Here is a 25,762-nt window from a genome sequence, read left to right as displayed (position 1 = left end):
AACGAACGCCGCCGTCAGCACTTCTCGCGGTCCCGGATAGCGGCTCCGCCGCTTCCGGGATGACAAGCTTTGCGTCACACCCCTTTTCGCAACAGTCATTGTTACCTATATAGGTCTCGAACGGCGCGGCATAGGCTGTCGCCACAGGGAGACCGCACCATGATCGACGTCAGACCTTTCAACACCCTCGGCGGCGCCAACCACGGCTGGCTGAACGCCAAGCACCACTTCTCGTTCGCCAACTACTATGATCCCAAGCGCATGGGCTGGGGCCGCCTGCGCGTCTGGAACGACGACGAGATCGGCGCCCGGTCGGGCTTCCCGCCCCACCCCCACGCCGACATGGAGATCATCACCTATGTCCGCACCGGCGCCATCACCCACGAGGACTCGATGGGCAACAAGGGCCGTACCGGCGCGGGCGACGTTCAGGTGATGAGCGCGGGCACGGGTGTGCGTCACTCCGAGTTCAACCTCGAGAACGAGACGACCACCCTGTTCCAGATCTGGATCGAGACCGACAAGCCGGGCGCCCAGCCGTCGTGGGGCCAGCGCGAGTTTCCCAAGAACGACCGCTCGGGCCGCTTCACCGTCGTCGCCTCGGGCGATCCGGCGGACGAGGCCCTGTCGATCAACGCCGACGCCAGGATCCTGGCCGCGACGCTGAAGGCGGGCGAAAGCCTGACCTATGACCTGGCCGCCGGTCGCCGCGCCTACCTGGTCCCCGCCGTGGGCCGGGTGGACGTCAACGGCGTGACGCTGAACGCTCGCGACGGCGCCGGCATCATCGACGAGCCGACCATCACCATCACGGCCAGCGAAGACGCCGAACTGGTCATGGTCGACAGCCTGTAACCCCTCCGTCATCCCGGAAACGGCGCAAGCCGTTGTCCGGGATCCAGGCGGCGGCTCTTGTCGCGCCCCCTGGCCCGCCCGTCTCCACCGTCTGGGTCCCGGGTTCCGCTACGCGGCCCCGGGATGACGGCAAAAGGATGTGGGCCACGATCCCGCCGTCAGCCTCTGTTCACTTCCTGCGCGCAGAATAGGCGCCTCGGGAGATTCACATGACCAAACCCCTCGCGCGGGCGACCGCCCTTCTGGCCGTCATCGGCGGTTCGTTGATGCTGCAGGGCTGCGTCGTCGGGGCCGTGGTCGGAACCGGCGCGGCCGTCGTCGGCGGCACGGTCAAGGCGACCGGCGCCGTGGTCGGCGCGGGCTTCGACGCCGTCACCACCTCGGACGAGGAAACCAAGGCCAAGCGCGAGCGCGAACAGCGCCAATGGGAACGCGAACAACGCCGCTGCGAACAACGCCAGCGCCAGGGCAAGGACTGCTAGGGCCTTGCTCGAGCCGATCTCACAGGCTTGACGACTTCACCCGCCAGACCCCAAATCCTCAGCCGGAAGAGGGGATCGGCGATGCGTGGATTAAGGCACGGACTTGCAGCGCTGGCGATCGCCGGCCTCGGTCTTGGGGGAGCAACAACGGCGACGGCTCAGGCCGATGACGACTGGGAATTCGCCGAGGACGCCGCTCGCAGCCTGACCGTCGCCGCTGTCCGCTACGACTCGGGCCACGCCGTCATCGCCCAGTGCGCCAATGGCCAACTCCGGGTTCTGTTGGCCGGCCTGCCGGCGACCACCGAGACGTCGCGCCTTCTCACCGCCACCCGTTCAGGCGGCGCAACCGACACCCAGTCGTGGACCATGGATGAAGGCGGCTCCCTGACCAGCACCCTGCCTGCCCGCGATGCGCGGTTCCTGCGCGCGGGTGGCGGATTGCGGCTTCGGTCCGCTCCCGGAGACAGCGCACCGATCAACGCCGCGTTCGATCTTCCAGCCCAGTCCGCCAATCTCGATCGCGTGCTGACAGCCTGCGGATATCCGCTTGTGGACGACCGGGACGCCATACCCAGGGCAGCGCCGGACCTGCGACTGCAAAGGCCTCCGCGCGAAGGCGACGTCGGCGGTCGCCCCGGACGTTCTCTGGAACTGAGCTGCATCATTCAGAACGGCGCCTACAGCCAATGCCGTGCCGACCACTTTCCAAAGGCCATGAACGTCCGAAGCGCGAGAGGCGAGGCCCTCAACAGAAACGGCTCGCGCCTGCACGCCGACGACGCCGCCGCCAACGAAGGCAGGGTCGCCTATATCTTTGTCCCTCTGCTGATCGCCGTTGCGAGAGAAGGCCTCTGACAGCCCCTTGGCTGTGATCAGGCCGCTCACGCGCCAACCGGCCCTGTCGAACTGCGCCATTTGCGGCCTAGGGTGAGCCCTCCTCCCCAAGCGAGCCAAGCATGCAGATCGCCATCCTGACCCTCGACGGCTTCAACGAGCTGGACAGCTTCATTGCGGCGGGCATCCTGAACCGCATGAAGAGCCAGGGCTGGGCGGCCCACATCACCTGCCCCACGCCCGAGGTCACCTCCATGGCCGGCGTCACGATCCAGCGCCAGAAGCCGCTGGAGTTCCTGGCCGAGGCCGACGCCGTCCTGATCGGCAGCGGGATCAGGACCCGCGACTACGCCGCCGACCCCGACTTCCTGTCACAGCTGAAACTGGACCCGTCGCGCCAACTGATCGGCGCCCAGTGCTCGGGAACCCTGCTTCTGGCCAAGCTGGGCCTGATCGGCGCCCTGCCCGCCTGCACCGACCTGACCACCAAGCCCTGGGTCATCGAGGCCGGCGTCAATGTCGTGGACGCCCCCTTCGTCGCCCACGGCAATGTCGCAACGGCGGGCGGCTGCCTCGCCTCGCAATACCTCGCCGCCTGGATGATCGCCCGGATGGCGACGGTGCAAGACGCCGAAGACGCCATCCACTACGTCGCCCCGGTCGGGGAGAAGGCCGATTATGTCACGCGGGCGATGAGAGCGATCACGGCTTTTACAGCCTTAAGCGGTCTTCAAGACTGAAACCGCCAATCGCCGCTGACAACCTCAAGATCCGCGATCACCGCGGCAGACATCGGCAATGCGCTGGGCCATATCGCGGTCCTCTTCGAGCAGGGCTTGCTTGAATGCATCATGGCAGCGCCCGTCATTGACCATTCTGGCAAGACGCTGAGCCCGTCTGAATTTCTGACGCTCATGACGGACCGCCTCACGGTTCCCCCGCACACCGATCTCCCATTCAGAGATCCGCATTTCCATGACATTACGCCAATTCGGATCGGGGATCGTACGCACGACCGGCGGTGACTGCGGCGGCAGCGGCAGGGGCTGAGCCGGCGGATCTTGAGTTTGCGCCGAAGCACCGACCACTCCCACCGACATGCAGATCAGGAAGCCCAATGCAGAGTGTCTCATCAGTTCGCTCCTTGAAAAACACACCGTTCTTCAAAAAACGCCGATCGTCAACCTTTAGCCGTCCAACCCTACCGCACCCCGATATACTTGTGCGTCTGGACGCTGAGCCGCCATTGCGGGTGGGTCAGGCAGTATTCGATGGCGGCGGCGGTGTTGGCGGCCTGGTCGGGGCCGTCCATGGGTTGCAGCCAGAAGCGCTCGAAATCGAGACCCTCGAACCGCTCGGGCATGGCCAGGGCTTGCGGATAGACCAGCTTCAGTTCCTGACCCGAGGTCTGGACCACGGGGGCGTCGGCCTTGGGGCTGATGCAGATCCAGTCGATCCCATCGGGCGCGGCCAGGGTGCCGTTGGACTCGATGGCGACCTCGAACCCGCGCGCGTGCAGGGCCTCGATCAGGGCGGCGTCCAGTTGCATCAGCGGCTCGCCGCCGGTGCAGACCACCAGCTTGGGATCGCCCTCGCGACCCCGCCACATGCCGGCGACGTGGTCAGCCATCAGGTCGGCGGTCTTGAACTTGCCGCCGCCGTCGCCGTTCGTCCCGACGAAGTCCGTGTCGCAGAAGGTGCAGACGGCGGTGGCGCGGTCCCGCTCCAGCCCGCTCCACAGGTTGCAGCCGGCGAAGCGCAGGAAGACGGCGGGCCGCCCGGCCTGACCGCCCTCACCCTGCACCGTCAGAAAGACTTCCTTGGCCGAATAGGTCACGCGCCCGCCGCCCATTCGCCATAGCCCGCCGCGCGCAGCTCGCAGGCCGGGCAGGTGCCGCAGCCATAGCCCCAGTCGTGGCGATGGGTCCGGTCGCCCAGATAGCAGGTGTGGCTGGCCTCTACGATCATCTCCACCAACGCCGCGCCGCCGATCCGCTCGACCAAGGCCCAGGTCTGGGCCTTGGTCAGGAACATCAGCGGCGTCTCGATCGGCGACGGCTTGGCCAGCCCCAGGGTCAGGGCCTGACTCATGGCCTGGATCGTATCGTTGCGGCAGTCGGGATAGCCCGAGAAGTCGGTCTCGCACATGCCGCCTACCAGAACCTCCAGCCCCCGGCGATCCGCCAACGCCGCCGCCGCGACCAGGAAGATCAGGTTGCGCCCCGGCACGAAGGTGTTGGGCAGGCCACGCGCATCGGCCTCGATGGCCCGATCCGTGGTCATGGCCGTCTCGCCGATGGCCCCGAAACCGGTCAGGTCGACGACGTGGTCCGGCCCCAGCCGCCCGGCCCATTGCGGCAGGACGTTCACCATCTGCTCGCGCACCGTCTGGCGCGCCTGCATCTCGACCGCATGACGCTGGCCGTAGTCGAAGCCGATGGTCTCGACGCGGTCATAGCGTTCCAGCGCCCAGGCCAGGCAGGTGGCGCTGTCCTGCCCGCCCGAAAACAGGACAAGGGCTGATTTTTCAGTATCTTGCGACGGAACGCTCATGACAAACCTGCGGTCGGCCGACGGCCGCGCGCATCCAGAAGGAGACAGGGAAGGATTGGATCAGCCCTCTCTATACGCCACTCGGCGTCGCGCCGCAAAACACGACCGCTCAACCCTTTTCGTCAGTTTGAGCAAATTCGGTTCGCCCTTAACCCTTTCGCAAAGCGTTCTCACAGAATGTAAAACTCCATATTGGAGTGCCGGCCGTATGCCGACGATCGAAGTGCTGACCGAGCGCGTAGAGCCGGTGACCGCCGCCACCATGGCGAGCGCGGTCCTTGCTCGGTTTGAGCGCGAACCGGACACCCTGGTCATCCCGGTCGTCGATGGCGAACGCCCCCTGGGGCTGATCGAACGCAGCGACTTCCTGATGAAGCTGTCCAGCTCGCTGGGTCAGAGTCTGTACGGCGCCCGCGAAGTCACCCACGTCATGGACGCCGAACCCGCCGTGGTCGAAGCCGGGGTCCGCATCGACGCCTTTTCCGACATCATCCTGAAGAGCGGGCCCGGTGCCCTGATGCGCGGCTTCATCGTCACCCGCAACGGCGCCTATCGCGGCGTCGGCACGGCTGTGTCCCTGCTGCGCGCGGTCAACGCCATCCAGCGCCAGCAGAACCTCGACCTGAGCGATCAGGTGCGCGCTCTCAACGACGCCGAGGTCCAGGCCGCAGCCTCGGCCCGCGCCAAGAGCCAGTTCATGGGTCTGATGAGCCACGAACTGCGCACGCCGATGAACGGCGTCCTGGCCGTCGCCGAACTGCTGCGTCGCCAGCCTCTGAGCCAAGCCGCTCTCGCCCACGTCCAGACCATCATCGATTCCTCGGAAACCTTGCTCGACACACTGCAGGACGCCCTGGACCTGGCCCGAGCCCAGGCCGGCGAGCTGGAACTGAAGCCCGAGCCGACGCCGCTGCGCGCCGTGATGGACGAGGTTCAAGCTCTGTGGGCGCCCCGCGCCGCCCAGGACGGCGTGACCCTGATGGTCGGCTATGAAGGCGACACCGAGTTGGCCGGCGTGCTGGATGGCGCGCGCCTGACCCAGGTGTTCAACAACCTGATCGGCCACGCCCTGAAATTCGCCCGCAACGGCATGGTGGAAGCCAGCCTCAAGGCCATGGTCATCGGCGACCATGTGCGCCTGGAAGCTCGCGTTCGTGACGACGGCCCCGGCGTAGACTCGACGCGCATCGACCAGATTTTCGAACAAACGGACGGCGCGGACGGCGCAGGCCTGGGACTGGCGATCAGCCGGCACCTGATCGAGCAGATGGACGGCCGCATCTGGGCCGAGAACAATATCGGTCGCGGCGCCACCTTCGCCTTCGACCTGTCGGCGCCGCGCGCCGTCATCGAACAGGAAGAGCCGTCCAACGTCTCCACCCTGGACGAACTGGATCTGCAAGCCCGCCCGCACGTCCTGATCGCCGACGACAACGCGACCAACCGCGTCGTGGCCCAGGCCCTGTGCGAAATGTTCGGCTGCACCTCGGAAACTGTCGAGGACGGCCAGGAAGCGCTGGAAGCCGTTCAGATTCGTCCGTTTGACCTGATCCTGATGGACATCAAGATGCCGCGCATGGACGGCGTCCAGGCGACCCAGGCCATTCGCGCCCTGCCCGGCGACAGCCGGAACATTCCCATCGTGGCCTTGACCGCCAACGCCGATCCTGAGGACGCCAAGCACTATCTGGCCGTCGGCATGGCCGCCGTGGTCGAAAAGCCCATCAAGCCGGAGCGCCTGCGCATGGCGATGAACGCGGCTCTCACCGCCGACCCCGCCGTCGCGTCGGACGCGCCGACGGCGCGGAAACGTCCCGCCGCCTGATCCCTCGCCTTCCGGCGGCCTGACCCACGGCCACTGGACAAGCCCCCGCGCCACGGGCCACCAAGGCGAGCGCTGTCACGCTCGGCCTGACCGTCGACAGCCTTAGCCAAGGGCGTCTCGATGACGGATATGTTTTTGACCAACCTGCTGCCGCAGCTCGCCGCGGGCGCGGCTCACACCCATGCCCTGGGCTTTCAGTATGAAGGTCTGGACGGCGACCGCGTGCGCCTGCGCGTGCCCTATCGTGACGACCTGGTCGGCGATCCCGAGACCGGCGTCCTCGCCGGGGGGCTGGTCACCACCCTGCTGGACCATGTCGGCGGCCTGGCGGTCTGGGTCGGCCTTGGGACCTATCAACCCATCGCCACCCTCGATCTGCGGGTCGATTACATGCGCGCCGCCATGCCCAAGCGCGATCTGATCGCCGAGGCGCGCTGCTACCGGCTGACGCGCAGCATCGGTTTCGTCCGCGCCTGGGCTTTCGAGGACGACCCCGCCGATCCCGTGGCGGCCGCCCAGTCCGCCTATGTCATCAGCGCCGAGGGCGACCACCGCGCCGGCGCCAACCTGCGCCCTCGGGCCAGCCGCACTGGAGACGCCGCATGAGCGCCCCCCTGCTCGACAGTCTGCCCTACGCCCGCTTCCTGGGGCTGAAGACGCAGTTGAACGGGGACGAACTGACGGTCGTCATGCCTTTTGCCGACCATCTGATCGGCAATCCCATGCTGCCGGCCCTGCACGGCGGATCGACCGCCGCCCTGCTGGAGATGACCGCCGTCGCCCAGGTGGCGCTCACCTATCCGCGCCTGCGTCTGCCCCGCCCGATCAACGTCACCGTGGCCTATCTGCGTTCGGGACGCCCGAACGACGTCTTCGCCCAGGCCCGGATCAACAAGGCCGGTCGGCGCGTCGCATACGTGGTGGCCGAGGCCTGGCAGCAAGGCCGCGACCAGCCCATCGCCGCCCTGACCGCCCACTTCCTGCTCGATGACGATGAAGGCTCAATCTAGGGTGGCGAAAACAACTTGGGATTGAAACGTAACCCTTGGTAAACAAACCCCTACCAAACACCCTTAATACGCGTTAAGAAATGACGGTGTTTCTTTATTGAGGGGTAAAGCCATGGATCGCTCTGAAGTCATCGCCAGCGTCGCTGGCGACCTCTACGCCACCGAAAAGGCTGTGGATGACGCCATCACCCACGCCACCACCCTGGTTCAGTCGATGATCGGCGCCCGCGCCGCCCTGTCGATCTCTCCGGTGTCCGGCGCTGCTTCGCAAGCCAAGGCCATCGAGGCCATCATGGCTCTCAGCACCGCCCGCGACGCCGTCGTCGCCTGCCACGCGGAGTTGCAGAAGGATCACCGTCGCCTCGGCTACGGCGTCTACGCCGCCGGCCCGCTGAACAAGCCCGACGAGTGGGACGACCGCCCGATGACCCGCAAGAGCGATCATCTGCGCGTCGCTTAATTCGGCGTAATCTAGGATATCGAGGCTCCGGTTCTCGATAACTCTGCTGTATGTTGGCCCCCATTGTCATGGCGACAGTGGGGGCCTTCGTGTTTGAAACCATTGCTGGCTACGTTGGTGCCGGATTCATGGTCATTGTAGGCCTGTTCGCCCTGCTCAAGGGCGGAGAACCCGAGCGCATCGGCGCCGGCGCCTATCTGTTCGCTTGGTTTGCGTCGCTGATGGCGCAAACTTCGGGCGGCTATTTCGGCGTGCAATGGGGCGTCTTCGCAATCGACGTCGTGCTGCTGATCGTCTTCGGCACCATGGTCTGGAAGGCGCCGCGTTCGTGGCCGGTCTGGGCCTGCGCCCTGCAGCTTCTGGCCGTGACCAGCCACATCATGATCATGGCGGACCTGCGCACGCCCATCTCGGCCTTCTACACCGTCGTCAACATGACCGGTTACGGCATCATGCTGGCCATCGCCATCGGCACCTTCTGGGCGTGGCAGGAACGCCGCGCCATCGGCGACGAAGCCGAATAGGTGGATATTCCTATCACTCCGCGATAGATTGCTGGCGTCGCCGTTGCAGGAACGCCCTTGCCCCTCTCTCACGCCAGACTCTGGAAGGCCCTGGACGCCCTGGCGCGTCGCGAGGGAACCTCGCCGTCCGGCCTGGCGCGTCGCGCGGGCCTGGACGCAACCAGCTTCAATCCGTCCAAACGCTTCGGCCCCGGCGAGCCGCCCCGTCCGCGCTGGCCTTCGACCGAGAGCCTGACCCGAGTTCTGGAGGCGACTGGCCTTTCCCTGGCCGCCTTCGCCGCCCTGGCCGACGACGCCCCGGCGGAAGACCGCTCCATCCCCCTGCTGGGCCTGGCCAAGGCGGGCGCCGACGGCTTCTTCGACGACGCCGGCCTGCCCCTGGCCGAGGGCTGGGACCAGACCAGCCTGCCGACGCACAAGGACAGCCTGTTCAGCCTGACCATCGACGGCGACTCCATGGCCCCCCTCTATCGCCCCGGCGACCGGGTGATCGTGGATCTGGAGGCTTCAGATGTGCGGCGCGGCGACCGGGTGGCGGTGCGGACCGCTCAAGGCGAGACCCTGGCCAAGGAGATCGCGGCGATGAATGCGCGCGAAGTGACCCTGGCATCGATCAACCCCGCCTATCCGCCCCGCGCCCTGCCCCGCCGCGACATCCTGTGGATGGCCCGCATCCTCTGGGTCAGCCAGTAGCCCAAGGCCGGCACAGCCACGAAACTTGCGCTCAAGTAGGCCGACTGGCCGATAGCGCTCAAAAGAAAGAGCCGCCCCCGGTCAGGGACGGCTCTCTCCATTCAGACTGTCAGTCGCTTAGTTCGGCGCGACGTGGTGGGCGTTCACCCAGCCGCCGCCGGCGATCTGGACCCACTCGCCTTGCGAACCCACGGCGGTGAAGGGCTGGCCGGCCGACAGGCTGCCGGTCTGGCGATAGTTGGTGCCCGGACCCGTGCGGATGCGCAGGTTCGAGGTGGCGCGGTAGGAGTTGGCGGCCGCCTGATTGGCCGAACGCGCGCGCTGTTGGTTGCAGCCGATATAGGAACCGGCGGCGGCGCCGGCGCCCGCGCCGACCACGGCGCCGAGGGCGCGCTCGTTCTTGGACACCTGGCTGCCGGCCAGGCCGCCCAGCACAGCGCCGATGGCGGCGCCGGCGCGCTGACGGCCGCCCGGCGCGTCACAGTTGGTGACGCCATTGGCTTGCGGCATGGCGCTGGCGGTCATCGGCACGGCGGCCGAACCCAGAGCGGCGAACATAGCGGTGGCGGCCAGACCCGCCTTGAAGAACTTCGACATGTCTCTCTCCTGTCATCGAGTGTCGTGGGGAGACAATGCCCCGGCGAAGCTGAAGGCTCCCCCCGCCGCGCCGTTATTTTCGGTTCATCTTTCTTGGGCCTACCGCGCTTCGCGCTACTTGAGGCCCATTCACCCCGTCATCCCGGAAACGGCGCAGCCGTTATCCGGGACCGCAGGAAGCGCCGCCCTCAGCGTCTTGGGCGGTCCCGGCTCTGCGTCCTCGCTGCGCGAGCGCTACGGCCGGGATGACGCTGCTTAGGCGGCCAGTTCGCCGTTCGCGCCCGCTTCGATCAGAGCGATGGTCTGCGGCAGACCATAGATGGCCGCGAACGACCCGAAGCGCGGCCCCTGCGAGGCGCCCAGCAGCACCTCGTAGAGCGCCTGGAACCAGGCCCGCAGCGGCTCGAACTCATGCGCCTTGCCCACGGCATAGACCTCGCCCTGGATGATCTCGCCGTCGGTCGTGTCGGCCGGCAGGGCCTTCAGACGTTCCGCCAGGTCCAGCAGCGCCGCCTTCTCCTTGTCGTCGGGCAGACGATAGGTCTTCGAGGGCTTCACGAAGTCCTCGTAGTAGTTCAGCGCATAGCCCATCAGCCGGTCCAGAACCGGCTCATTCTCGGGCGTGGCCTCCGGCAGGTATTTGGCGAAATAGGCCCACAACTGGTCCTTGCTGGAGGCGTTGGCCACGCCGACCAGGTTCAGCAGCAGGGCGAAGGACACCGGCGAGGCGCTCTCGGGCGGCTGACCCGAGTGGATATGCCAGACAGCGTTGTCGATCTGCTTGGCCGGCTCCTGCGTCTTGTACTGCTCGACGAAGGACAGATAGTCGTCCGTCGCGCGCGGAATGACGTTGAAGTGCAGGCTCTTGGCCGACTTCGGCGACTGGAACATGTACCAGGACAGGCTCTCGGGCGTGCCGTAGCGCAGCCACTCGTCCATCGTCAGGCCGTTGCCCTTCGACTTGGAGATCTTCTTGCCTTCGACGTCGAGGAAGAGCTCGTAGTTGAAGCCCTCCGGCGACGTGCCGCCCAGGGCGCGACAGATCTTGCCGCTCTCGCGCACGCTTTCGATCAGGTCCTTGCCGGACATCTCGTAATCGACGTCCAGCGCGGTCCAGCGCATGGCCCAGTCGGGCTTCCACTGCAGCTTCACATGGCCGCCGGTGACGGGGACCTCGGTGCGGCCGCCGGCAGGGTCGTCGAAGACGATAGTCCCGCGCTCGACGTTGCGCTCCAGCGTCGGCACCTGCAGCACATGGCCGGTGATCGGGCTGATCGGCAGGAACGGCGAATAGGTGGCGCGACGCTCCTCGCCCAGGGTCGGCAGCATGATGCCCATGACCTTGTCGAAGCGTTCCAGCAGGGTCAGCAGGGTCGCGTCGAACCGGCCCGACCGATAGGTCTCGGTCGAGGACATGAACTCGTAGTCGAAGCCGAAGCTGTCGAGGAAGGCGCGCAGACGGGCGTTGTTGTGCGCGCCGAAGCTGTCGTGGGTGCCGAACGGGTCGCGCACCTTGGTCAGCGGCAGGTGCAGGTCCTCGCGCAGCATCTCCGGGTTCGGCACGCCCTCGGGCACCTTGCGCAGACCGTCCATGTCGTCGCTGAAGGCGATCAGACGCGTGCGCCAGTGGTCGCCGGTCAGGGCGCGAAACGCATTGCGCACCATGGTCGTGCGGGCGACTTCGCCAAAGGTGCCCATGTGCGGCAGGCCCGACGGGCCGTAACCCGTCTCCAGAATCACCGGCCGGTTCAGCGCCTCGAAAGTCGCCAGAGCCTCATCCGCCTTGCCCGCGTCGATCAGCAGTTTCGCCGCATCGCGCTCCGCGTCCGACAGCCGTTTCTTGAGCACGTGGGCCAGCAGGTTGCGCGCTTGCTCAAACGGCCACGAACGGGCCTCACGGGACAGGGTTTCAAGGTTCTGAAGCATCAACGGGCTTTGCAGCCTTGAACGCCCGCGGTCAACCGCAGCGGGCGGATCAGAGCCTTGCCGCAGCGCTCCTGGGCAACTGCATCTGGTTCTCGAAGCTCATGGCCAGATCGCCGTCCTGGTTGGTGACCCAGGTCTTGGTGCGCACCACGCCCCGGTCGGGCTGGCTCTTGGACGGGCGGATCTCCATGATCTCGCGGCGGACGGTCAGGGTGTCGCCCGGCCGCACAGGCCGCACCCACCACAGGGCGTCCACGTTCATGCCCAGCAGCGGCGTCTGGCCGAAATAGGCCTCGTCCACGAACTGACGCATGACGCGCGAACAGACGTGCCATCCGCTGGCGATCAGACCACCGAACCGCCCTGCCTCGGCCGCTGCCTTGTCCACATGCATGGGCTGAGGGTCGAACTGCTGCGCGAAGGCGATGATTTCGGCCTCGGTGATGGTGAAGGGCTCGCCCGTCCAGCTCTCGCCGACGCTCAGGTCGTCCAGATAGCGATCAGCCATGTCGTCTTCCTCATGCGAACTGCAGGTCAGATAGTCGCTTCGTGCGGCGGGGCCAACCGCCGTGCGCCTTGACCCGGCGGCGCGGGCATGGCCTTTGCCCGTCCTCATGCTGACATCCGATTTCGACTTCGACCTGCCCGATGACTGCATCGCGCTGCGCCCCGCCGAGCCGCGCGATTCCGCGCGTCTGCTGGTGGTCAAGGACATCACGTTGCAGGACCGGATCGTCCGTGACCTGCCGGACTTCCTGCAACCGGGCGACGCCCTGGTGTTCAATGATACGCGGGTCATCCCGGCGCGCCTGTCGGGCGTGCGCCAGCGTGTCGGACCTGAGGGCGAGACCCTGACCGTCGAGGTCGAGGCCACCTTGCACCACCGCGACGCCCCCGACGTCTGGTCCGCCTTCATGAAGCCCGGCAAGCGCATCAAGCCGGGCGACCGCATCCATTTCGGCCGCAACAGCGACGCCGCCTGCGAACTGGGGCGTCTGGACGCCACGGTCGAGGAAAAGAACGAAGACGGCCTGATCACCCTGCGCTTTGACCTGGCCGGTCCCGCGCTGGACGACGCCATCCGCGACGTCGGGGTCATGCCCCTGCCCCCCTATATCGCGGCCAAGCGCCCCGAGGACGACCGCGACCTGAAGGACTACCAGACGGTCTTTGCGACTTATGACGGTTCGGTCGCCGCGCCGACGGCGGGTCTGCACTTCACCCCCGCCCTGCTGGACGCGATCCGTGCGCGCGGCGTCACCACCCACGCCGTGACCCTGCACGTCGGCGCCGGCACCTTCCTGCCGGTCAAGGCCGACGACACCGCCGACCACAAGATGCACTCCGAGTGGGGCGAGGTCGCGCCCGAGACCGCCGCCGCCCTGAACGCCGTGCGCGCCGCCGGCGGCCGCATCGTCTGCGTCGGCACCACCAGCCTGCGCCTGCTGGAAAGCGCCACGACCGAGGACGGCGTGGTCCAGCGCTTCCACGGCGACACCGCAATCTTCATCACGCCCGGCTACCGCTTCCGCGCCTGCGACGTGCTGATGACCAATTTCCACCTGCCAAAGTCGACCCTCTTCATGCTGGTCAGCGCCTTCGCCGGGCTGGAGACCATGCGCGCCGCCTACGCCCACGCCATCGACAACGGCTACCGCTTCTATTCCTATGGCGACGGGAGCCTGCTGTTCAGGAAGGACGCATGACCGACGATCTGCCCGACGATTTCGCCGCCTCGCTGGATATCCTCGCCTCGGCGGCGAGCGAGATGCAGGACCCGTGGTGGATCTTCGGCGGCGCGGCCATGGTGCTGTGGGGCCTGCGCGACTGGCGCGCCCCTGACATCGACATCCTGTGCAGCCCGCGCGACGCGCGTCGCCTTATCGAGGCCCTGCACGGCGAGGTCACGCCCGATCCCGGCGAGGGTCTGTTCCGTTCTCAGGTCTTCGGCCAGATCCTGACCACTCCAGTTCCTCTGGACGTTATGGCCAACATGGATGTACGGGCCGGCGGCGACTGGACGCCCGTCACCTTCTCGACCCGCGTGCCGATCATGCTGGAGGACTTCAGCGTCTTCACACCCTCTATCAATGAGCAGATCGAGACCTGCCGCCTGTTCGGCCGCCCCAAGGACCTGCAGCGCGCCGAAATGCTGGAAAGCCTGCTCTAGCCTGCCTCTCCCCGGAGTTTTTGTTGCCCTTCCCGTTTGAAATTTCCGCCACCGAAGGTCGCGCCCGCACCGGCGTGCTGAAGACCCCGCGCGGCGACATCCGCACCCCCGCCTTCATGCCGGTCGGCACCGCCGCCACGGTCAAGGCGATGACGGTGGATCAGGTCAAGCAGACCGGCGCGGACATCCTGCTGGGCAACACCTATCACCTGATGCTGCGCCCCGGCCCGGAGCGGATGGAGCGCCTCGGCGGACTTCACAACTTCATGCGCTGGGACAAGCCGATCCTGACCGACTCCGGCGGCTTCCAGGTCATGAGCCTGTCGGGCATCTCCAAGCTGACCGAGGAGGCCGTGACCTTCTCCAGCCATATCGACGGGTCGAAACACGTCCTGACGCCGGAACGCTCGATCCAGATTCAGGCCGATCGGCTGGGCTCCGACATCGTCATGCAACTGGACGAATGCGTCGCCTGGCCCGCCGAGGAAAAGCGCGCCCGTCAGGGCATGGAGCTGTCGGCCCGCTGGGCGCTGCGCTCCAAGAACGCCTTCGGCACGCGCGATACGCAGGCCCTGTTCGGCATCCAGCAGGGCTCGACCTATGAGAACCTGCGCCGCGAGTCCTCGGAGCGCCTGCAGGAGATCGGCTTTGACGGCTACGCCATCGGCGGCCTGGCTGTCGGCGAAGGGCACGACGCCATGTGCGAGGTCCTGGACTTCGCCCCCGAGTTTCTGCCCAATGACCGCCCCCGCTATCTGATGGGCGTCGGCAAGCCCATCGACCTGGTCGAGGCGGTCTGGCGCGGCGTCGACATGTTCGACTGCGTCCTGCCCACCCGCGCCGGTCGCCACGGTCAGGCCTGGACCTGGGACGGGCCGATCAACATCAAGAACGCCCGCTTCGCGGAAGATCAGGACCCGCTGGACATGGGCGTGCCCTGCCCGGCCTCCAACGACTATTCAAAGGCTTACCTGCATCACCTGATCCGCGCCGACGAAATCCTCGGCAAGATCCTGCTCAGCTGGCACAACATCGCCTTCTTCCAGGCCCTGACCGCAGCCATGCGCGACGCCATCAGCGAAGGCCGGTTCGAACAGTTCCGGCGCGACTTCCGCGCCCGGCACCTGAAGGGCTAGCGCGCGCCGCGTGTCTGGCGCGGCACGAACCCCGCCGGAGCCGCCGGCGGGGCGCAGTTGCGCTGCATCCCCACGCCTTTCAGGAAAGAGCGGCGACGCAGGCCCGCCTGAATAGCCGACTGCACATGCTTGCTGTGGGCGTCGGCGCCCGTCAGACGGCGCACCCAGCTGCGCGCCGGTATGAAATCCGTCATCGTGTCCCGTACCGCCCCCAGCGTGGCCGAGGCTGCCGCATCAGCGGCGCGCTCGCTCATGTAGGATCCGTCCTGCGACGGCGGCGCATCCGTATCCGGCCCCAGAGCCTCGTCCAGACGCGCGATCTCGGCGGCGATGGTGCGGCAGTGGTTCAGATTGCGCAGGTCATAGGGGTTGCTCTCCGCCTGCAGCAAAACGGTTGGAATCTCCTGCCGACGCAGGTTCAGATCATCCAGCGGCGCCGTGACGGCGTTGCCCAACCCCGCGCCGACCTGTTCAGCGCCGCCGCGCGCCGAGGCTCCGGCGTTGCAGCCGGCCAAGGCCAGAGAAAGGGAGACGGCGGCGACGGCATGGGAAATCTGGCGCATCCCGCCTTAGACCACGCCCCACCCCCATGGTGAAGCCTCCCCCACGGTGAAGGCTATTGCGGCCGACGGCCGAAGCGCTCGTGGTTGGCTTGACGCGTCTTGTGGCCCTGACCGTTGTGCGACTCGGTGCGGATCGGGCGCACGCTGTGATTTCGGCCCTGCTGCTGGCCCGACATCCCCATGGCCTCGCCCTCGTCGGCATAGTCCGCAACCTCTCCGGCCGCCGGCCCCGCCAGGGTCGAATCAACGACGTCATGGGCGGCATAGGAACGAGCCTCAGGGTGCACCGACCGATTCTGCTCGCGTGCCTGATCGTTGGGCGCGATCGGGTCGTTCACGGCGTTCTGGGACGTGGCTTTGGACGAGGTGGTGTTCTGATGCGGCATGGCCGATCTCCCGTGGCTTCCTGAACAGAACCAAGGGCGCCGAGCGGTCGTTCCGCGGTCGAACGCAGCACTTCAGAAAAAAGGGGAGATGGTACGCCCCCTCGGGCTCGAACCGAGGACCCTCTGATTAAAAGTCAGACGAAATATTGATTTCATTGGGTTTCAGGCCATTTCACGATAATCCAGTACTCACTGTTTTTATTATCTTTTCTAATTCAGATGTCGTCAGGGGTGTTCAGGCTGCTTCTGCTTTCTGTGTCCCATATGTGTCCCAAACCGCTTTGGGACACAGACAAATCTGGCATACTCGTCGGATGCCCAAAGTCAGATTGACAGACAAGTTCGTCGCTTCGGTCGTCGCGCCGGCCAGGGCACGCATTGAGATCTATGATGAAAACCCACTTGGCGCGGGTCTCATGCTGAGAGTCAGCGAGACGGGGAGAAAAACCTGGGCGATCCGCTACCGGACGGAAGACGGCGACGAGCGCCGCTTCAGTCTGGGCCTCTACCCCGACCTTTCGCTCGCCGATGCCCGAAAACGCTGCGCTCAAGCTCGCCTTCAGGCCTTGGATGGGGTGGATCCCGCAGGAGAGAAGCGCCGCAAGAAGGTCGAGCGCCGCTCCCAGACCATCAAGACATTTCGGGACCTCAGCCTCGCCTATTTCGAGGCCACCGAGCGCGGCGAGTGGAAGCCGCGCGGAAAGCGCAAGCGGGCGTCCACGATCGCTGGCGAGAAATGGCTTTGGACCAAGCACATCGAGCCGGCCCTGGGGTCGCTTCGCCTTGAGGACGTCACTCCAGCCGCGATCAAGACGCTCCTGCGCGCGCTGATCACAAAGGGCCAGGACACGAGCTCCAATCGAGTCCGCGCCCAGATCCGTCAGATGTTCAACTACGCGATCCTCGAGGCCGAAGCCGTAACCGCGAACCCTGTCGCAAGAGTGCCGGCCCTGGGTGACGAGTCCCCTCGTGAACGCGTATTGCGCGATGCGGAGATCGGCGCGATCTGGCGAGCCTTGGATGACCCCACTGCGCTGACGTGCGCGAAAAGCGCACGTCGCAAGAACCAGCGCGTCTACGTCAGCCGTCCGGTCGGCATTGCGATCAAGCTGCTGCTGCTCACCCTGCAACGCCGCCACGAGGTCGCATGCATGACCCGAGCGGAGGTGGACCTCGAACAGGCGGTCTGGACCATACCGGGATCGAGAACCAAGAACGGCCGACCTACGCTGGTGCCGCTGTCGCCGGGGGCCGTGGCGCTCATTCGGGAGGCCATGACCCTCGTCAACGAACCCACGCAGTTTATCTTCCCTGCCCGCTGGGACCGTGAGAAATCCCTGACGCCCGCCGCATTGAGCCGCGCCCTGCGCGATGTGAGAAGCGCTCTTTCGTTGCCCGCCCTGACCCCGCATGACCTGAGACGCACGGCGGCGACCAGCATGGCGAGCGAACGCCTGCGGATCTCACCTTTCGTCATCGGTCGAATCCTCAATCACACGAGCGAAAAGGGCGGAGCCGCCGCCGTCACCCTGTCGACCTACGCCCTCTATGATTTCATGGTGGAGAAGCGATCAGCGCTGGCAGCATGGAGCGTGTTAGTCGGTGAGATAGTGGCCAAGCAGCCTCTGAATGCACCAAGCTCTCCTGGCTGAGACTTCGAGATGTGACGCGCTCGCGCAAGTCCCTCCCCCAACGAGCAGCCTGACCCGACGCCTTCAGGAATGATCGACCCGCAACCTATCATGCCGGAGCGGCGGGCGGCGTCTCTCCAATCAGACCTGCAAGAAAGTCGGCGAAGGGCCCAATGTTCTGATCGACGCTCGCCTGTTCCAGCGCGGCCATATAGGCCTGACGCCGTTGAACCGGGATGACGGTCCATGGATAGCCGCCCGAGGCGAACATCAGATTCATCAGAAACCGCCCCATCCGGCCGTTCCCGTCCAGATAGGGGTGAATATAGACGAAGATGAAATGACCCAGCACCACGCGCACGCTGGGCTCGGCCTCTTCATCGAGCAGTTCGAATAGCGTCCCCATGGCGTCTCTCACCGCATCAGGGTTCAGCGGCGTGTGGCGCGACCCGCGAATATAGACCGGCCCGTTGCGATAACCGGCGAGCGCGCCGGCAGGAATAAGCCCGGCCGTGACGCTCGGACCGAAGAGTTGGCGATACCAGCCTCTATGGTCCTCATCGGCGATGCGCCCGGCGTTCTGGCCCTCCAGCACCCGCGCGACGCTGGCTTTCACCGCCTGGAAGGCGTCATGGTAGCCCCTTGCCGCCAGAGCGTCGCGTTGCCGACGGTCTTCATCATTTGACTCGGGATTCCAGTCTCCGCGCCGCACCCGATCGATCAGGGCCGCATCGACCCGGTAGCCCTCGATCGAGAGCGAATGATAGGCGTCGGTGACGTAGAGGTCCTCCACCGCCTGGAGATAGTCCCTGGGGGCGACGGCTTGGTGGGCAGGCGCCGGAAAACGCGCGGGTATGTCGTCCCGCAAGGTTTGCCACATCAACCTGATCCGTCGGGAAGCCGGCGGCTCGTCACGGCGATAGACAAAGCCGGGCAATCGTCCGGCAAAGGGATCGGTCTCCCTGACATCATAGCCGGCGGCGCGCATGGTTTCGAGAATTTCGACGGCTTCGCCATCACGGCCGATATTTCGGCACGCGCCCGCGAGGCGACCGGCGATGACGGAATGCCCCCCGTTCAACAGCCTCTCAAGCACGGCGGAGAAATCGCGCTGGCCAGCCAGAACGGTCCTCATCTCCGTCGGATGGGTTGCGTAGACGCCGGGCCCAGCGGCGATGAGCGCCGCCTCCACCTTGTAGACCCGCAGGTTTCTCAGAACCGTCTGGTCCCGGTCCTGAGCCCCCGGCAAGCGGAGATCGTACACGCTTGAGCCGTGAATGAACTGCGTGACCTGACCGCGGCCACGTGGAGACCGGACCAGAAGCTGCTCAGGCACCCTCCACTGCTCTGCATGCAGCAGCAGGGATTGTTCCGGGGAAAGCGACCAGGCGTCTCCAAAGCGGTCTTCCAGATAGGCGCTGACGAAATCCCAGTAGGAGGCATACCAGGCGGTGGTTTCTCCAACAGTCTCGTCTGGACGAGCCGGAATGTACCAGCCGTTGATGACCGGGCGGATGAAACCCTGCCTGGTGAGACGTTCGCGCTGAACCCGCGTGAGATCCTGCGTGCGAATGACGGTTCGCCCCTGCTCCTGAAGCGCGTGCAGCGCCTCCAGGGCGTCAGCTAGCTTTTCCTGCGGCGTGGCCAAGGGGTCTGCGTCCTTCGTCCAAAACGTGCGCTTCGATCGCTGAATCAAGCTACGCGCTATTTTTCGCTTTTCATGCTGTATCAAATTTCGCTTTTAATGTCGTTTTATATTTCGCTTTTTTGGCTGCGTTAAATTTCGCTTTTCTTGTTGCGCCAAATTTCGCTTTTTACGTCATTAAAAATTCCAGGACGGTTTCGGTCCGATGCCCAAGACCAAAATCAACCCGTTGGGACGGCGTTCAAGAACGTAGATTGGCAAACCGTGGGGCCGCCCTGCTAGACCCGCGCTGTCGCGGGCTCTTCGAGATCGAAACGGTCGGCCCGGGCCAGGCGCCAGCTCTCGGAATAGAAGCTGCGGCCCTCTTCGCCAGTCAGGAGTTCGCCCGGGCGAAGGAAGACGTGAAGCTGTGAAAACAGCTTGATCTCGGTCTGGCTGATGCGACGCGCCAGATGGTGGGGGCGCAGGTCGCTGGGGTGGCGGATGCCCGCCGCCGCCAGCATTTCCGACAAGGCCTTCAGGGTGGTGCGGTGGAACTGGTGCACCCGCTCGGCCTTGTCCGGCACGACGAGGGCGCGCTGGCGCAGGGGGTCCTGGGTCGCAACCCCGGTGGGGCAGCGGTTGGTGCCGCAACTCAGAGACTGGACGCAGCCAAGGGCGAACATGAAGCCGCGCGCGGCATTGGCCCAGTCAGCGCCTATGGCCAGAACGCTGGCGATGTCGAAGGCGCTGGTGATCTTGCCGGCCGCGCCGATGCGGATCTGGTCGCGCAGGCCGGCGCCGACGAGCGTATTGTGGACGAACAGCAGACCCTCGCGCATCGGCGTGCCCAGATGGTCGGTGAACTCCACGGGCGCCGCGCCGGTGCCGCCCTCGCCGCCGTCGACGACGATGAAGTCGGGACGGATGCCCGTCGCCAGCATGGCCTTGACGATGCCCATGAACTCCCACGGCTGGCCGATGCACAGCTTGAAGCCCACCGGCTTGCCGCCCGACAGTTCACGCAACTTGGCGATGAATTCCATCATCTGCAGCGGGGTCGAGAAGGCGCTGTGGCTTGCGGGAGAGACACAGTCCCGTCCCATGGGCACGCCCCGCGTGGCCGCGATCTCGGCGCTGACCTTTTGAGCGGGTAGGATCCCGCCGTGGCCCGGCTTGGCGCCCTGGCTCAGCTTGATTTCGATCATCTTGATCTGGGGGTTCGCCGCCTGGGCCGCGAACCTTTCGGGGTCGAAGGCCCCGGTCTCCGTGCGGCAGCCGAAATAGCCGCTGCCCAGCTCCCAGATGATGTCGCCGCCGTTTTCGCGGTGATAGGGGCTATAGCCGCCCTCTCCCGTGTCATGGGCGAACCCGCCCATGGCCGCGCCCTTGTTCAGGGCGCGGATGGCGTTGGCGCTGAGCGAACCGAAGCTCATGGCCGAGATGTTGAAAACCGAGCCCAAGTAGGGCTGGGCGCACTGGTCGCCGCCGATCAGGATGCGGAAGGTGGCGGGGTCCGCAACGGGCGCGGGCCGGATCGAATGGCCCATGAAGTCATAGCCGACGCTATAGACATCCATCTGGGTGCCGAACGATCGTTCCGAACCTTCCTTCTTGGCCCGGGCATAGACCAGCGAGCGCTGGTTGCGGGAAAAGGGCGCAGCCTCCTGATCGGCCTCAATCAGATACTGCCGGATTTCCGGTCGGACCATCTCGGCCAACCAGCGGACGTGGCCCAGGACCGGATAGTTGCGGCGGATCGAGTGTTGCGGCTGGATCAGGTCGACGACGCCCAGCAGGACCAGCGCGCCGGCGATCACGGGCACAAACCACAGCCACGGATAATACAGGGCCAACGCCACGCCGACGATGAGAACGAGGATGCAGAGGCCAAAGGCCGAATACTGATTTAACCGCATGTTGCTGAGGTCCCTGTCGCCAGCGACCCGAATGCTCGGCCGGGTCTCATAGTCCCGCAACTATGGCGGCTGGATTGCGCCGAGACCAGCGTCAGCTTCTCCGACGACGCCCGCACGGCGCGCCGTCGTCTGGCGTAGATCGGCATCTCAATGCCAGATCAACGAGACCCCTCCTCCGATGGTCGCACCGCCTGGGCGGCGCAGGCGATCTGGGGCGCCCTCCCTCTCACCGGGCCTTCTGCATATCTACTTCGAAGCAATAGGGCTCGGGTCCAGTTTCGAGACCTATGTCATGATCTGTAATCTTCCCCTCCGAACCGCCTCAACCGGCGCCGCGATCAGGCTGAGGCGGTTCGCCGGGCGCTTCGCCCAGCGCGCGGACATCCAGAGGTTCTGGCTTGCGGCTGGCCTGGAGCGGCAGGTCGGGGACCAGCAGCGTCGACGCCAATCCCAGAAGGCAGACGAGGAATCCCGTGAACACCACGCCCAGAATGGCCGAGGTCACCGCAGCGCGAACCTCCGGCTGGACGACAGCGACCGCGCCCTCCCCCGCCGCGCCCTGATGCGCGCCCACCGCCATCTTCTCGATCTCCGCCAGCGACAGGCTGCGAACCTGCGCCGTCGGATCAGCAGCGGGCGCGCTCTTCATGGGAGCGGCCAGATTGTGGGTCAGGACCGCGCCGAAAACCGCCACGCCGACGGTTGAGCCGACCTGGCGGAAGAACTGACCCGCGCTGGTGGCCACGCCCAACTGGTCCCGCGGCACGGCGTTCTGGGACGCCAGGTTGAAAACGCTCTGCGCCGGGCCGAGCCCCAGCCCCAGAAGCGTCACCCGCCACATCAGGTCCGGCAGTTCAGCGTCTGGGGGCGTCTGCGACAGAAGGAAGGCGGCCAGGGCCGTGAGGGCCGCGCCGGCCACCATCACTTTAGCGGCCGATGCGGTTGACCAGAAACCCGCTCGCCGTCGCCGCCACGATCAGGCCGATCGTCAGGGGCGTCATCGCCAGGCCGCTGGTCGTGGCGGGAAGGCCCAGCCCCATCTGCATGTAGAGCGGCAGGTAGGACACCATCCCCATGAAGGCCATGAACATCAGGAAGGCCGAGAGGTTGGCGGTGGCGAAGGTCCGGTTCTTGAACAGCGACAGGGATATGATCGGGTTTTCGACCTTGGCTTCGACGACAAGGCAGGCGATCAGCGAAAGCGCCGCCAGAGCGAACAAGCCCAGAACGTGCGGCGCCGCCCAGCCGGCCGTACCGCCCAGGCTCAGCGCCAACAGCAGCGGCACGAAACAGGTCAGCAACAGCGCCGCGCCGATGAAGTCGATACGCCCGCCCGTCCGATGGGTCAGACGCGGCGTCTTCACCAGGATCATGAACAGGGCCAGACCCGCGAGCGGCAGGTTGATATAGAAGACCCAGCGCCAGCCGGCGACCTCATAGCCCAGCAGTTGGACGGTCGGCAGATCAGTCAGGAACCCGCCGACCAGCGGCCCGACAACGCTCGCCAGACCAAAGGTGGACCCGAACAGCCCGCCCAGCTTGGCCCGCTCGCGCGGCGGATAGAGGTCGGCGATGACGGCGAAGGCGGACGTGATCAGCGCGGCGCCGCCCAGGCCCTGGATAGCCCGGAAGACAATCAGCTGGATCATGCCCCCACCTAGCAGCGGTAGATCGCCGAACTCTCCCGACAGGCCGCACAGGGCCGACCCCACGATGAAGATGACGATGCCGATCACCAGGATCGGCTTGCGGCCATAGATGTCCGACAGCTTGCCGTAGATCGGCACCATGACGGTCGAGGCCAGCAGATAGGCCGTCGTCACCCAGGGGTAGAGATCCAGCCCGGACAACTGTCCTACGATGCGCGGCATGGCCGTGGCGACGATGGTCTGGTCCAGCGCCGACAGAAGAAAAACGATCATCAGGGCGATCAGGGTCACGCGCTTTTCAAGCGGCGTGAAGGTCTGCGGCTGGCTCTGCGTCATGGCGTGAGAGTGCATCGTGATTCCGTCCGCTGTCCACGCACGACACGGACGCTGGCCGGGACTGGGGCGGCGGCGCCTCCCGACGCCTTGACGCCGCCCCCGCCTGGCCGCGCGGGGAGGTTAATAGAAGCGATTCAGCTTCGTGGGCGACCGTTCGAAAACCTCTTCGGGCACGAAATAATCGGCCAGGAGGTCCGCCGCAGGATCATGCGCATAGGCCGAGAAGTCCGTCACTCCCGCTTCACGGAGCACTTCCTCGTCAATGAAGAAGTTGCCCGTGCAGGACAGCGCGGGCTTTTGGAAGATGACATAGGCGGCGTCGGCCACGATCTCGGCCTTGCGCGCCGCCCCGCGCTCCGTACCGATCACGTTTCGCACCGCCGCCGTATCGATAGCGGTCAATGGCCACAGGGAATTCACCGCGACGCCCCTGTCGGCGTACTCGGCCGCATGGCCCAGGGTGCACAGGCTCATGTTGAACTTCGCGATGGTGTAGGCCACGTGCGGCGCGAACCATTTCGCCTTCATGTCCAGCGGTGGCGACAGGTTGAGCACGTGGGGATTTTTCGCCGCCACGAGATAGGGCGCGGCGGCGCGCGTGCAAAAGAAGGCGCCGCGGCCGTTGATCTGATCCATCAGATCGTACCGCTTGGCGTCGGTCGCCGCCGTATCCGAAAGCGAGATGGCGCTGGCGTTGTTCACCAGAATGTCGATGCCCCCGAAGGTTTCGGCGGCCAGGGCCATGGCTGCTGCGATCTGATCCTCAAAGCGCACGTCGCCGATGATGGCCAGGCTCCGGCCTCCCGCCGCCTCGATCTCGGCAGCGGCGCTATAGACGGTCCCGGGCAATTTGGGATGGGGTTCGGCCGTCTTGGCGAAGATGACCACATTGGCCCCGTCGCGCGCTGCCTTCAGCCCGATCGCCAGACCGATCCCTCTCGATCCGCCGGTAATAAACAGCGTCTTTCCCTTAAGGCTCATCACGCACCCTCCAACCTCATCTTGAGATGGACATCTACTATCAGTTCGCTATTCTACTGACCAGTAGGAGGCATCATGATTCAGCCGGACTCCCCTTGGAAGCCAAAGGAAGATCGTTCCAAGGAGCGGTCCGCCAAGCGCGAGGCCGTGCTGCTCGCGGCGGCCACGGCGTTCAACGAGAACGGCTTCCACAACACGTCTCTGGATGACATTGCGGCCCGCCTGAACGTCTCCAAGCCGACCGTCTATTATTACGGAGCGAGCAAGGAGGCCCTCCTTTCAGCCTGCTATCTCGCCGCCCTGGGCCTGCTGGACGAGGTGACGCAACGCACGGGACCGCGAGACGCCTCCGGCGCTTCCCGGCTCTGGATCCTGATCGTCGCCTACGCCGAGGCCATCCTCTCCGTCTATGGCCGCTGCCTGACGCGCGTGCCCGACAACAGCCTTTCCCCGCCCTTGCGCGAGGAGGTTCGTCGCCTGAAGCGCACGGTGGACGACCGTATCCGCGCCGTGCTGGCTGACGGCGCATCCGACGGCTCGCTGACGCCCACAGATCCCAAGCTGACCGCCTTCGCCATCGCTGGCGCGCTCAATGCGGCGGCGTTGTGGTTCGAAGACGACGGCGAGCGCTCGCCGCGACAGATCGGCGAGCACTATGCGGACCTTTTCACCAACGCTCTGAAGCCGGCCTGAAGATCACGCCGCCCTCCCCGGAACCGACATGAATTTGACAATGGACACCGCCATCGCCGCCGTCGTCACGGGCGGCGCCTCGGGTTTGGGCGAAGCCGCAGCCCGCGCACTCGCCGCTAGAGGCGTCAAGGTCGCCCTGTTCGACATGAACGCCGAGCGCGGCGATCGCATCGCTGAAGAAATCGGCGGCGTCTTCTGCAAGGTCGACGTCACCTCCGACGCCGAAGTGGACGCAGCGTTCGAAGTCGCACGCGCATCGCACGGTCAGGAACGCATCCAGATTAACTGCGCCGGCATTGTTTCCGGGGCCAAAACCGTAAGCCGCAACCGCGAAACCGGTGCCCTTTCGCACTTCCCCCTCGACGTCTTCGAACGCACGATAAAGGTGAATTTGATCGGGACCTACCGATGCATCGCCAAGTCGGCTGCGGGGATGGCCACGCTTGATCGGCTGACCGACGGCGAGCGCGGGGTGATCATCAACACGGGCTCGGTCGCCGCCACAGACGGCCAGATCGGCCAGGCCGCCTACGCCGCCTCCAAGGCCGGCGTCGTGGGCCTGACCCTTCCGACGGCCCGCGACCTCTCCGGCGAAGGCATCCGGATCAACACCATTCTTCCGGGCATCTTCCAGACACCGATGATGGACAGCCTTCCCGCCAAGGTTCAGGAAGCCCTGGCTGCGGACATTCCCTTCCCGAAACGGCTTGGCGTCGGCCAGGACTACGCCGCGCTTGCGCTCCACATCATCGAAAATGTCTATCTCAACGGCGAATCCTTCCGCCTGGACGGGGCCGTACGCCTGGCGCCGCGCTAAGACATCCTACTCATCGGTAAACAAATTTAAGACCAACAACACGACCGCCGCAAACTGCGGCAAGGAGCCCCCGTCATGAAGGTACTCGTCCCGGT

The 25,762-nt window shown here is 65.8% G+C and carries 29 protein-coding genes; 16 read left to right on the top strand and 13 right to left on the bottom strand.

Translation table 11 applies throughout. From position 1 onward, the window contains the following. The first annotated feature begins 159 nt into the window (after nt 1–159). The 4 genes from B3K53_RS02130 (at nt 160) to B3K53_RS02115 (ending at nt 2,914) form a co-directional block, all read left to right on the top strand. Nucleotides 160–855: a pirin family protein gene (locus B3K53_RS02130; RefSeq protein ID WP_292082429.1), complete on the top strand. Its 696-nt coding sequence runs from the start codon at nt 160–162 to the stop codon at nt 853–855. A gap of 209 nt (nt 856–1,064) precedes the next feature. Continuing rightward, nucleotides 1,065–1,337 carry a hypothetical protein gene (locus B3K53_RS02125; RefSeq protein WP_292082428.1) on the top strand — a complete coding sequence of 91 codons (273 nt, stop codon included), beginning with the start codon at nt 1,065–1,067 and terminating at the stop codon, nt 1,335–1,337. A gap of 27 nt (nt 1,338–1,364) precedes the next feature. Continuing rightward, the gene (locus B3K53_RS02120) at nt 1,365–2,195 is read left to right on the top strand and encodes a hypothetical protein (protein ID WP_292082427.1); all 831 of its coding nucleotides are present in this window, start codon (nt 1,365–1,367) and stop codon (nt 2,193–2,195) included. Nucleotides 2,196–2,296: 101 nt separating this feature from the next. After that, complete coding sequence (locus B3K53_RS02115; protein ID WP_292082426.1) at nt 2,297–2,914, top strand: DJ-1/PfpI family protein; 618 nt, start codon at nt 2,297–2,299, stop codon at nt 2,912–2,914. Between the two features lie 24 nt (nt 2,915–2,938). Here B3K53_RS02115 and B3K53_RS02110 read toward each other — a convergent pair whose 3' ends face one another. From B3K53_RS02110 to queC, 3 genes are all read right to left on the bottom strand, one after another. Further along, nucleotides 2,939–3,307 (bottom strand): hypothetical protein, encoded by a 369-nt coding sequence (locus B3K53_RS02110; protein WP_292082425.1) that lies wholly within the window; start codon nt 3,305–3,307, stop codon nt 2,939–2,941. Nucleotides 3,308–3,375: 68 nt separating this feature from the next. After that, entirely contained in the window at nt 3,376–4,011 is a 636-nt protein-coding gene (gene queE, locus B3K53_RS02105; RefSeq protein WP_292082424.1) for a 7-carboxy-7-deazaguanine synthase, read from the bottom strand. Then, nucleotides 4,008–4,727, bottom strand: a complete 720-nt coding sequence (gene queC / locus B3K53_RS02100) for a 7-cyano-7-deazaguanine synthase QueC (RefSeq protein ID WP_292082423.1) — start codon at nt 4,725–4,727, stop codon at nt 4,008–4,010. The genes queE and queC overlap by 4 nt, the downstream gene beginning before the upstream one ends. Before the next feature lie 208 nt (nt 4,728–4,935). Between queC and B3K53_RS02095 the strand changes: the two genes are divergently transcribed. From B3K53_RS02095 to B3K53_RS02070, 6 genes are all read left to right on the top strand, one after another. Then, nucleotides 4,936–6,552: a response regulator gene (locus B3K53_RS02095; protein ID WP_292082422.1), complete on the top strand. Its 1,617-nt coding sequence runs from the start codon at nt 4,936–4,938 to the stop codon at nt 6,550–6,552. 120 nt (nt 6,553–6,672) lie between these two features. Next, nucleotides 6,673–7,158, top strand: a complete 486-nt coding sequence (locus B3K53_RS02090; protein ID WP_292082421.1) for a PaaI family thioesterase — start codon at nt 6,673–6,675, stop codon at nt 7,156–7,158. Beyond that, entirely contained in the window at nt 7,155–7,562 is a 408-nt protein-coding gene (locus B3K53_RS02085; RefSeq protein WP_292082420.1) for a PaaI family thioesterase, read from the top strand. The genes B3K53_RS02090 and B3K53_RS02085 overlap by 4 nt, the downstream gene beginning before the upstream one ends. A 112-nt stretch (nt 7,563–7,674) precedes the next feature. Continuing rightward, on the top strand, nt 7,675–8,022 hold the full coding sequence (locus B3K53_RS02080) for a hypothetical protein (RefSeq protein WP_292082419.1): 348 nt from the start codon (nt 7,675–7,677) through the stop codon (nt 8,020–8,022). A 128-nt stretch (nt 8,023–8,150) separates the two neighbouring features. Next, complete coding sequence (locus tag B3K53_RS02075; RefSeq protein WP_292082418.1) at nt 8,151–8,546, top strand: hypothetical protein; 396 nt, start codon at nt 8,151–8,153, stop codon at nt 8,544–8,546. Between the two features lie 57 nt (nt 8,547–8,603). After that, complete coding sequence (locus B3K53_RS02070; protein WP_292082417.1) at nt 8,604–9,239, top strand: S24 family peptidase; 636 nt, start codon at nt 8,604–8,606, stop codon at nt 9,237–9,239. Between the two features lie 117 nt (nt 9,240–9,356). Here B3K53_RS02070 and B3K53_RS02065 read toward each other — a convergent pair whose 3' ends face one another. From B3K53_RS02065 to B3K53_RS02055, 3 genes are all read right to left on the bottom strand, one after another. Then, entirely contained in the window at nt 9,357–9,836 is a 480-nt protein-coding gene (locus B3K53_RS02065) for an SH3 domain-containing protein (RefSeq protein WP_292082416.1), read from the bottom strand. Nucleotides 9,837–10,091: 255 nt separating this feature from the next. Continuing rightward, entirely contained in the window at nt 10,092–11,762 is a 1,671-nt protein-coding gene (locus tag B3K53_RS02060) for a lysine--tRNA ligase (RefSeq protein WP_292082415.1), read from the bottom strand. 49 nt (nt 11,763–11,811) lie between these two features. Further along, nucleotides 11,812–12,270, bottom strand: a complete 459-nt coding sequence (locus tag B3K53_RS02055; RefSeq protein WP_292082414.1) for a MaoC family dehydratase — start codon at nt 12,268–12,270, stop codon at nt 11,812–11,814. A gap of 106 nt (nt 12,271–12,376) precedes the next feature. On the opposite strand from B3K53_RS02055, the gene queA reads away from it, so the two are divergent. From queA to tgt, 3 genes are read left to right on the top strand one after another with little or no spacing between them, the layout of a single operon-like run. After that, on the top strand, nt 12,377–13,468 hold the full coding sequence (gene queA / locus B3K53_RS02050) for a tRNA preQ1(34) S-adenosylmethionine ribosyltransferase-isomerase QueA (protein ID WP_292082413.1): 1,092 nt from the start codon (nt 12,377–12,379) through the stop codon (nt 13,466–13,468). Next, complete coding sequence (locus B3K53_RS02045; RefSeq protein ID WP_292082412.1) at nt 13,465–13,932, top strand: hypothetical protein; 468 nt, start codon at nt 13,465–13,467, stop codon at nt 13,930–13,932. The genes queA and B3K53_RS02045 overlap by 4 nt, the downstream gene beginning before the upstream one ends. A gap of 20 nt (nt 13,933–13,952) precedes the next feature. Beyond that, the gene (gene tgt / locus B3K53_RS02040) at nt 13,953–15,068 is read left to right on the top strand and encodes a tRNA guanosine(34) transglycosylase Tgt (protein ID WP_292082411.1); all 1,116 of its coding nucleotides are present in this window, start codon (nt 13,953–13,955) and stop codon (nt 15,066–15,068) included. Here the strand turns inward: tgt and B3K53_RS02035 are convergent. Together B3K53_RS02035 and B3K53_RS02030 are read right to left on the bottom strand one after the other, a co-directional pair. Then, nucleotides 15,065–15,631 (bottom strand): hypothetical protein, encoded by a 567-nt coding sequence (locus tag B3K53_RS02035; protein WP_292082410.1) that lies wholly within the window; start codon nt 15,629–15,631, stop codon nt 15,065–15,067. The two genes, tgt and B3K53_RS02035, sit on opposite strands and share 4 nt — an antisense overlap. 53 nt (nt 15,632–15,684) lie before the next feature. Next, complete coding sequence (locus B3K53_RS02030) at nt 15,685–16,017, bottom strand: hypothetical protein (RefSeq protein WP_292082409.1); 333 nt, start codon at nt 16,015–16,017, stop codon at nt 15,685–15,687. A 329-nt stretch (nt 16,018–16,346) separates the two neighbouring features. Here B3K53_RS02030 and B3K53_RS02025 point away from each other — a divergent pair, with 329 nt between their 5' ends. After that, nucleotides 16,347–17,669 (top strand): tyrosine-type recombinase/integrase, encoded by a 1,323-nt coding sequence (locus tag B3K53_RS02025; RefSeq protein ID WP_292082408.1) that lies wholly within the window; start codon nt 16,347–16,349, stop codon nt 17,667–17,669. A gap of 88 nt (nt 17,670–17,757) precedes the next feature. Here the strand turns inward: B3K53_RS02025 and B3K53_RS02020 are convergent, their stop codons facing one another. The 5 genes from B3K53_RS02020 to B3K53_RS02000 all read right to left on the bottom strand — a co-directional run bounded on the left by B3K53_RS02020 (nt 17,758) and on the right by B3K53_RS02000 (nt 24,157). Continuing rightward, nucleotides 17,758–19,296: a Fic family protein gene (locus B3K53_RS02020; RefSeq protein ID WP_114818132.1), complete on the bottom strand. Its 1,539-nt coding sequence runs from the start codon at nt 19,294–19,296 to the stop codon at nt 17,758–17,760. Between the two features lie 275 nt (nt 19,297–19,571). Further along, nucleotides 19,572–21,191: an FMN-binding glutamate synthase family protein gene (locus B3K53_RS02015; protein ID WP_292082407.1), complete on the bottom strand. Its 1,620-nt coding sequence runs from the start codon at nt 21,189–21,191 to the stop codon at nt 19,572–19,574. 322 nt (nt 21,192–21,513) lie between these two features. Next, entirely contained in the window at nt 21,514–22,116 is a 603-nt protein-coding gene (locus B3K53_RS02010; RefSeq protein WP_292082406.1) for a hypothetical protein, read from the bottom strand. 1 nt (nt 22,117) lies between these two features. Continuing rightward, nucleotides 22,118–23,191 carry an MFS transporter gene (locus B3K53_RS02005; RefSeq protein WP_292082405.1) on the bottom strand — a complete coding sequence of 358 codons (1,074 nt, stop codon included), beginning with the start codon at nt 23,189–23,191 and terminating at the stop codon, nt 22,118–22,120. A gap of 105 nt (nt 23,192–23,296) precedes the next feature. Continuing rightward, a complete protein-coding gene (locus B3K53_RS02000) occupies nt 23,297–24,157 on the bottom strand; it encodes an SDR family oxidoreductase (RefSeq protein ID WP_292082403.1) in 861 nt (286 codons plus the stop codon). Between the two features lie 75 nt (nt 24,158–24,232). Here B3K53_RS02000 and B3K53_RS01995 point away from each other — a divergent pair, with 75 nt between their 5' ends. Both B3K53_RS01995 and B3K53_RS01990 read left to right on the top strand, forming a co-directional pair. Continuing rightward, nucleotides 24,233–24,850: a TetR/AcrR family transcriptional regulator gene (locus tag B3K53_RS01995; RefSeq protein ID WP_292082402.1), complete on the top strand. Its 618-nt coding sequence runs from the start codon at nt 24,233–24,235 to the stop codon at nt 24,848–24,850. A gap of 28 nt (nt 24,851–24,878) precedes the next feature. Next, on the top strand, nt 24,879–25,667 hold the full coding sequence (locus B3K53_RS01990) for an SDR family NAD(P)-dependent oxidoreductase (protein ID WP_404616753.1): 789 nt from the start codon (nt 24,879–24,881) through the stop codon (nt 25,665–25,667). The last annotated feature ends 95 nt before the right edge of the window (nt 25,668–25,762 follow it).

This window comes from Brevundimonas sp. UBA7506 (genome assembly GCF_002479495.1).
GTDB lineage: Bacteria > Pseudomonadota > Alphaproteobacteria > Caulobacterales > Caulobacteraceae > Brevundimonas.
This window is presented reverse-complemented; position numbering and strand designations above follow the sequence as displayed.

What these genes read in the sequence shown, in the direction of transcription:
- B3K53_RS02045 (WP_292082412.1), top strand. Translation starts at nt 13,465, where the DNA reads ATGACCGACGATCTGCCCGACGATTTCGCCGCCTCGCTGGATATCCTC.
- B3K53_RS02000 (WP_292082403.1), bottom strand. Translation starts at nt 24,157, where the DNA reads ATGAGCCTTAAGGGAAAGACGCTGTTTATTACCGGCGGATCGAGAGGG.
- B3K53_RS02035 (WP_292082410.1), bottom strand. Translation starts at nt 15,631, where the DNA reads ATGCGCCAGATTTCCCATGCCGTCGCCGCCGTCTCCCTTTCTCTGGCC.
- B3K53_RS01990 (WP_404616753.1), top strand. Translation starts at nt 24,879, where the DNA reads ATGAATTTGACAATGGACACCGCCATCGCCGCCGTCGTCACGGGCGGC.
- B3K53_RS02065 (WP_292082416.1), bottom strand. Translation starts at nt 9,836, where the DNA reads ATGTCGAAGTTCTTCAAGGCGGGTCTGGCCGCCACCGCTATGTTCGCC.
- B3K53_RS02005 (WP_292082405.1), bottom strand. Translation starts at nt 23,191, where the DNA reads ATGCACTCTCACGCCATGACGCAGAGCCAGCCGCAGACCTTCACGCCG.
- B3K53_RS02060 (WP_292082415.1), bottom strand. Translation starts at nt 11,762, where the DNA reads ATGCTTCAGAACCTTGAAACCCTGTCCCGTGAGGCCCGTTCGTGGCCG.
- B3K53_RS02055 (WP_292082414.1), bottom strand. Translation starts at nt 12,270, where the DNA reads ATGGCTGATCGCTATCTGGACGACCTGAGCGTCGGCGAGAGCTGGACG.
- B3K53_RS02115 (WP_292082426.1), top strand. Translation starts at nt 2,297, where the DNA reads ATGCAGATCGCCATCCTGACCCTCGACGGCTTCAACGAGCTGGACAGC.
- B3K53_RS02030 (WP_292082409.1), bottom strand. Translation starts at nt 16,017, where the DNA reads ATGCCGCATCAGAACACCACCTCGTCCAAAGCCACGTCCCAGAACGCC.
- B3K53_RS02110 (WP_292082425.1), bottom strand. Translation starts at nt 3,307, where the DNA reads ATGAGACACTCTGCATTGGGCTTCCTGATCTGCATGTCGGTGGGAGTG.
- B3K53_RS02125 (WP_292082428.1), top strand. Translation starts at nt 1,065, where the DNA reads ATGACCAAACCCCTCGCGCGGGCGACCGCCCTTCTGGCCGTCATCGGC.
- B3K53_RS01995 (WP_292082402.1), top strand. Translation starts at nt 24,233, where the DNA reads ATGATTCAGCCGGACTCCCCTTGGAAGCCAAAGGAAGATCGTTCCAAG.
- B3K53_RS02095 (WP_292082422.1), top strand. Translation starts at nt 4,936, where the DNA reads ATGCCGACGATCGAAGTGCTGACCGAGCGCGTAGAGCCGGTGACCGCC.
- B3K53_RS02085 (WP_292082420.1), top strand. Translation starts at nt 7,155, where the DNA reads ATGAGCGCCCCCCTGCTCGACAGTCTGCCCTACGCCCGCTTCCTGGGG.
- B3K53_RS02090 (WP_292082421.1), top strand. Translation starts at nt 6,673, where the DNA reads ATGACGGATATGTTTTTGACCAACCTGCTGCCGCAGCTCGCCGCGGGC.
- B3K53_RS02130 (WP_292082429.1), top strand. Translation starts at nt 160, where the DNA reads ATGATCGACGTCAGACCTTTCAACACCCTCGGCGGCGCCAACCACGGC.
- queC (WP_292082423.1), bottom strand. Translation starts at nt 4,727, where the DNA reads ATGAGCGTTCCGTCGCAAGATACTGAAAAATCAGCCCTTGTCCTGTTT.
- B3K53_RS02015 (WP_292082407.1), bottom strand. Translation starts at nt 21,191, where the DNA reads ATGCGGTTAAATCAGTATTCGGCCTTTGGCCTCTGCATCCTCGTTCTC.
- B3K53_RS02075 (WP_292082418.1), top strand. Translation starts at nt 8,151, where the DNA reads ATGGTCATTGTAGGCCTGTTCGCCCTGCTCAAGGGCGGAGAACCCGAG.
- queA (WP_292082413.1), top strand. Translation starts at nt 12,377, where the DNA reads ATGCTGACATCCGATTTCGACTTCGACCTGCCCGATGACTGCATCGCG.
- B3K53_RS02080 (WP_292082419.1), top strand. Translation starts at nt 7,675, where the DNA reads ATGGATCGCTCTGAAGTCATCGCCAGCGTCGCTGGCGACCTCTACGCC.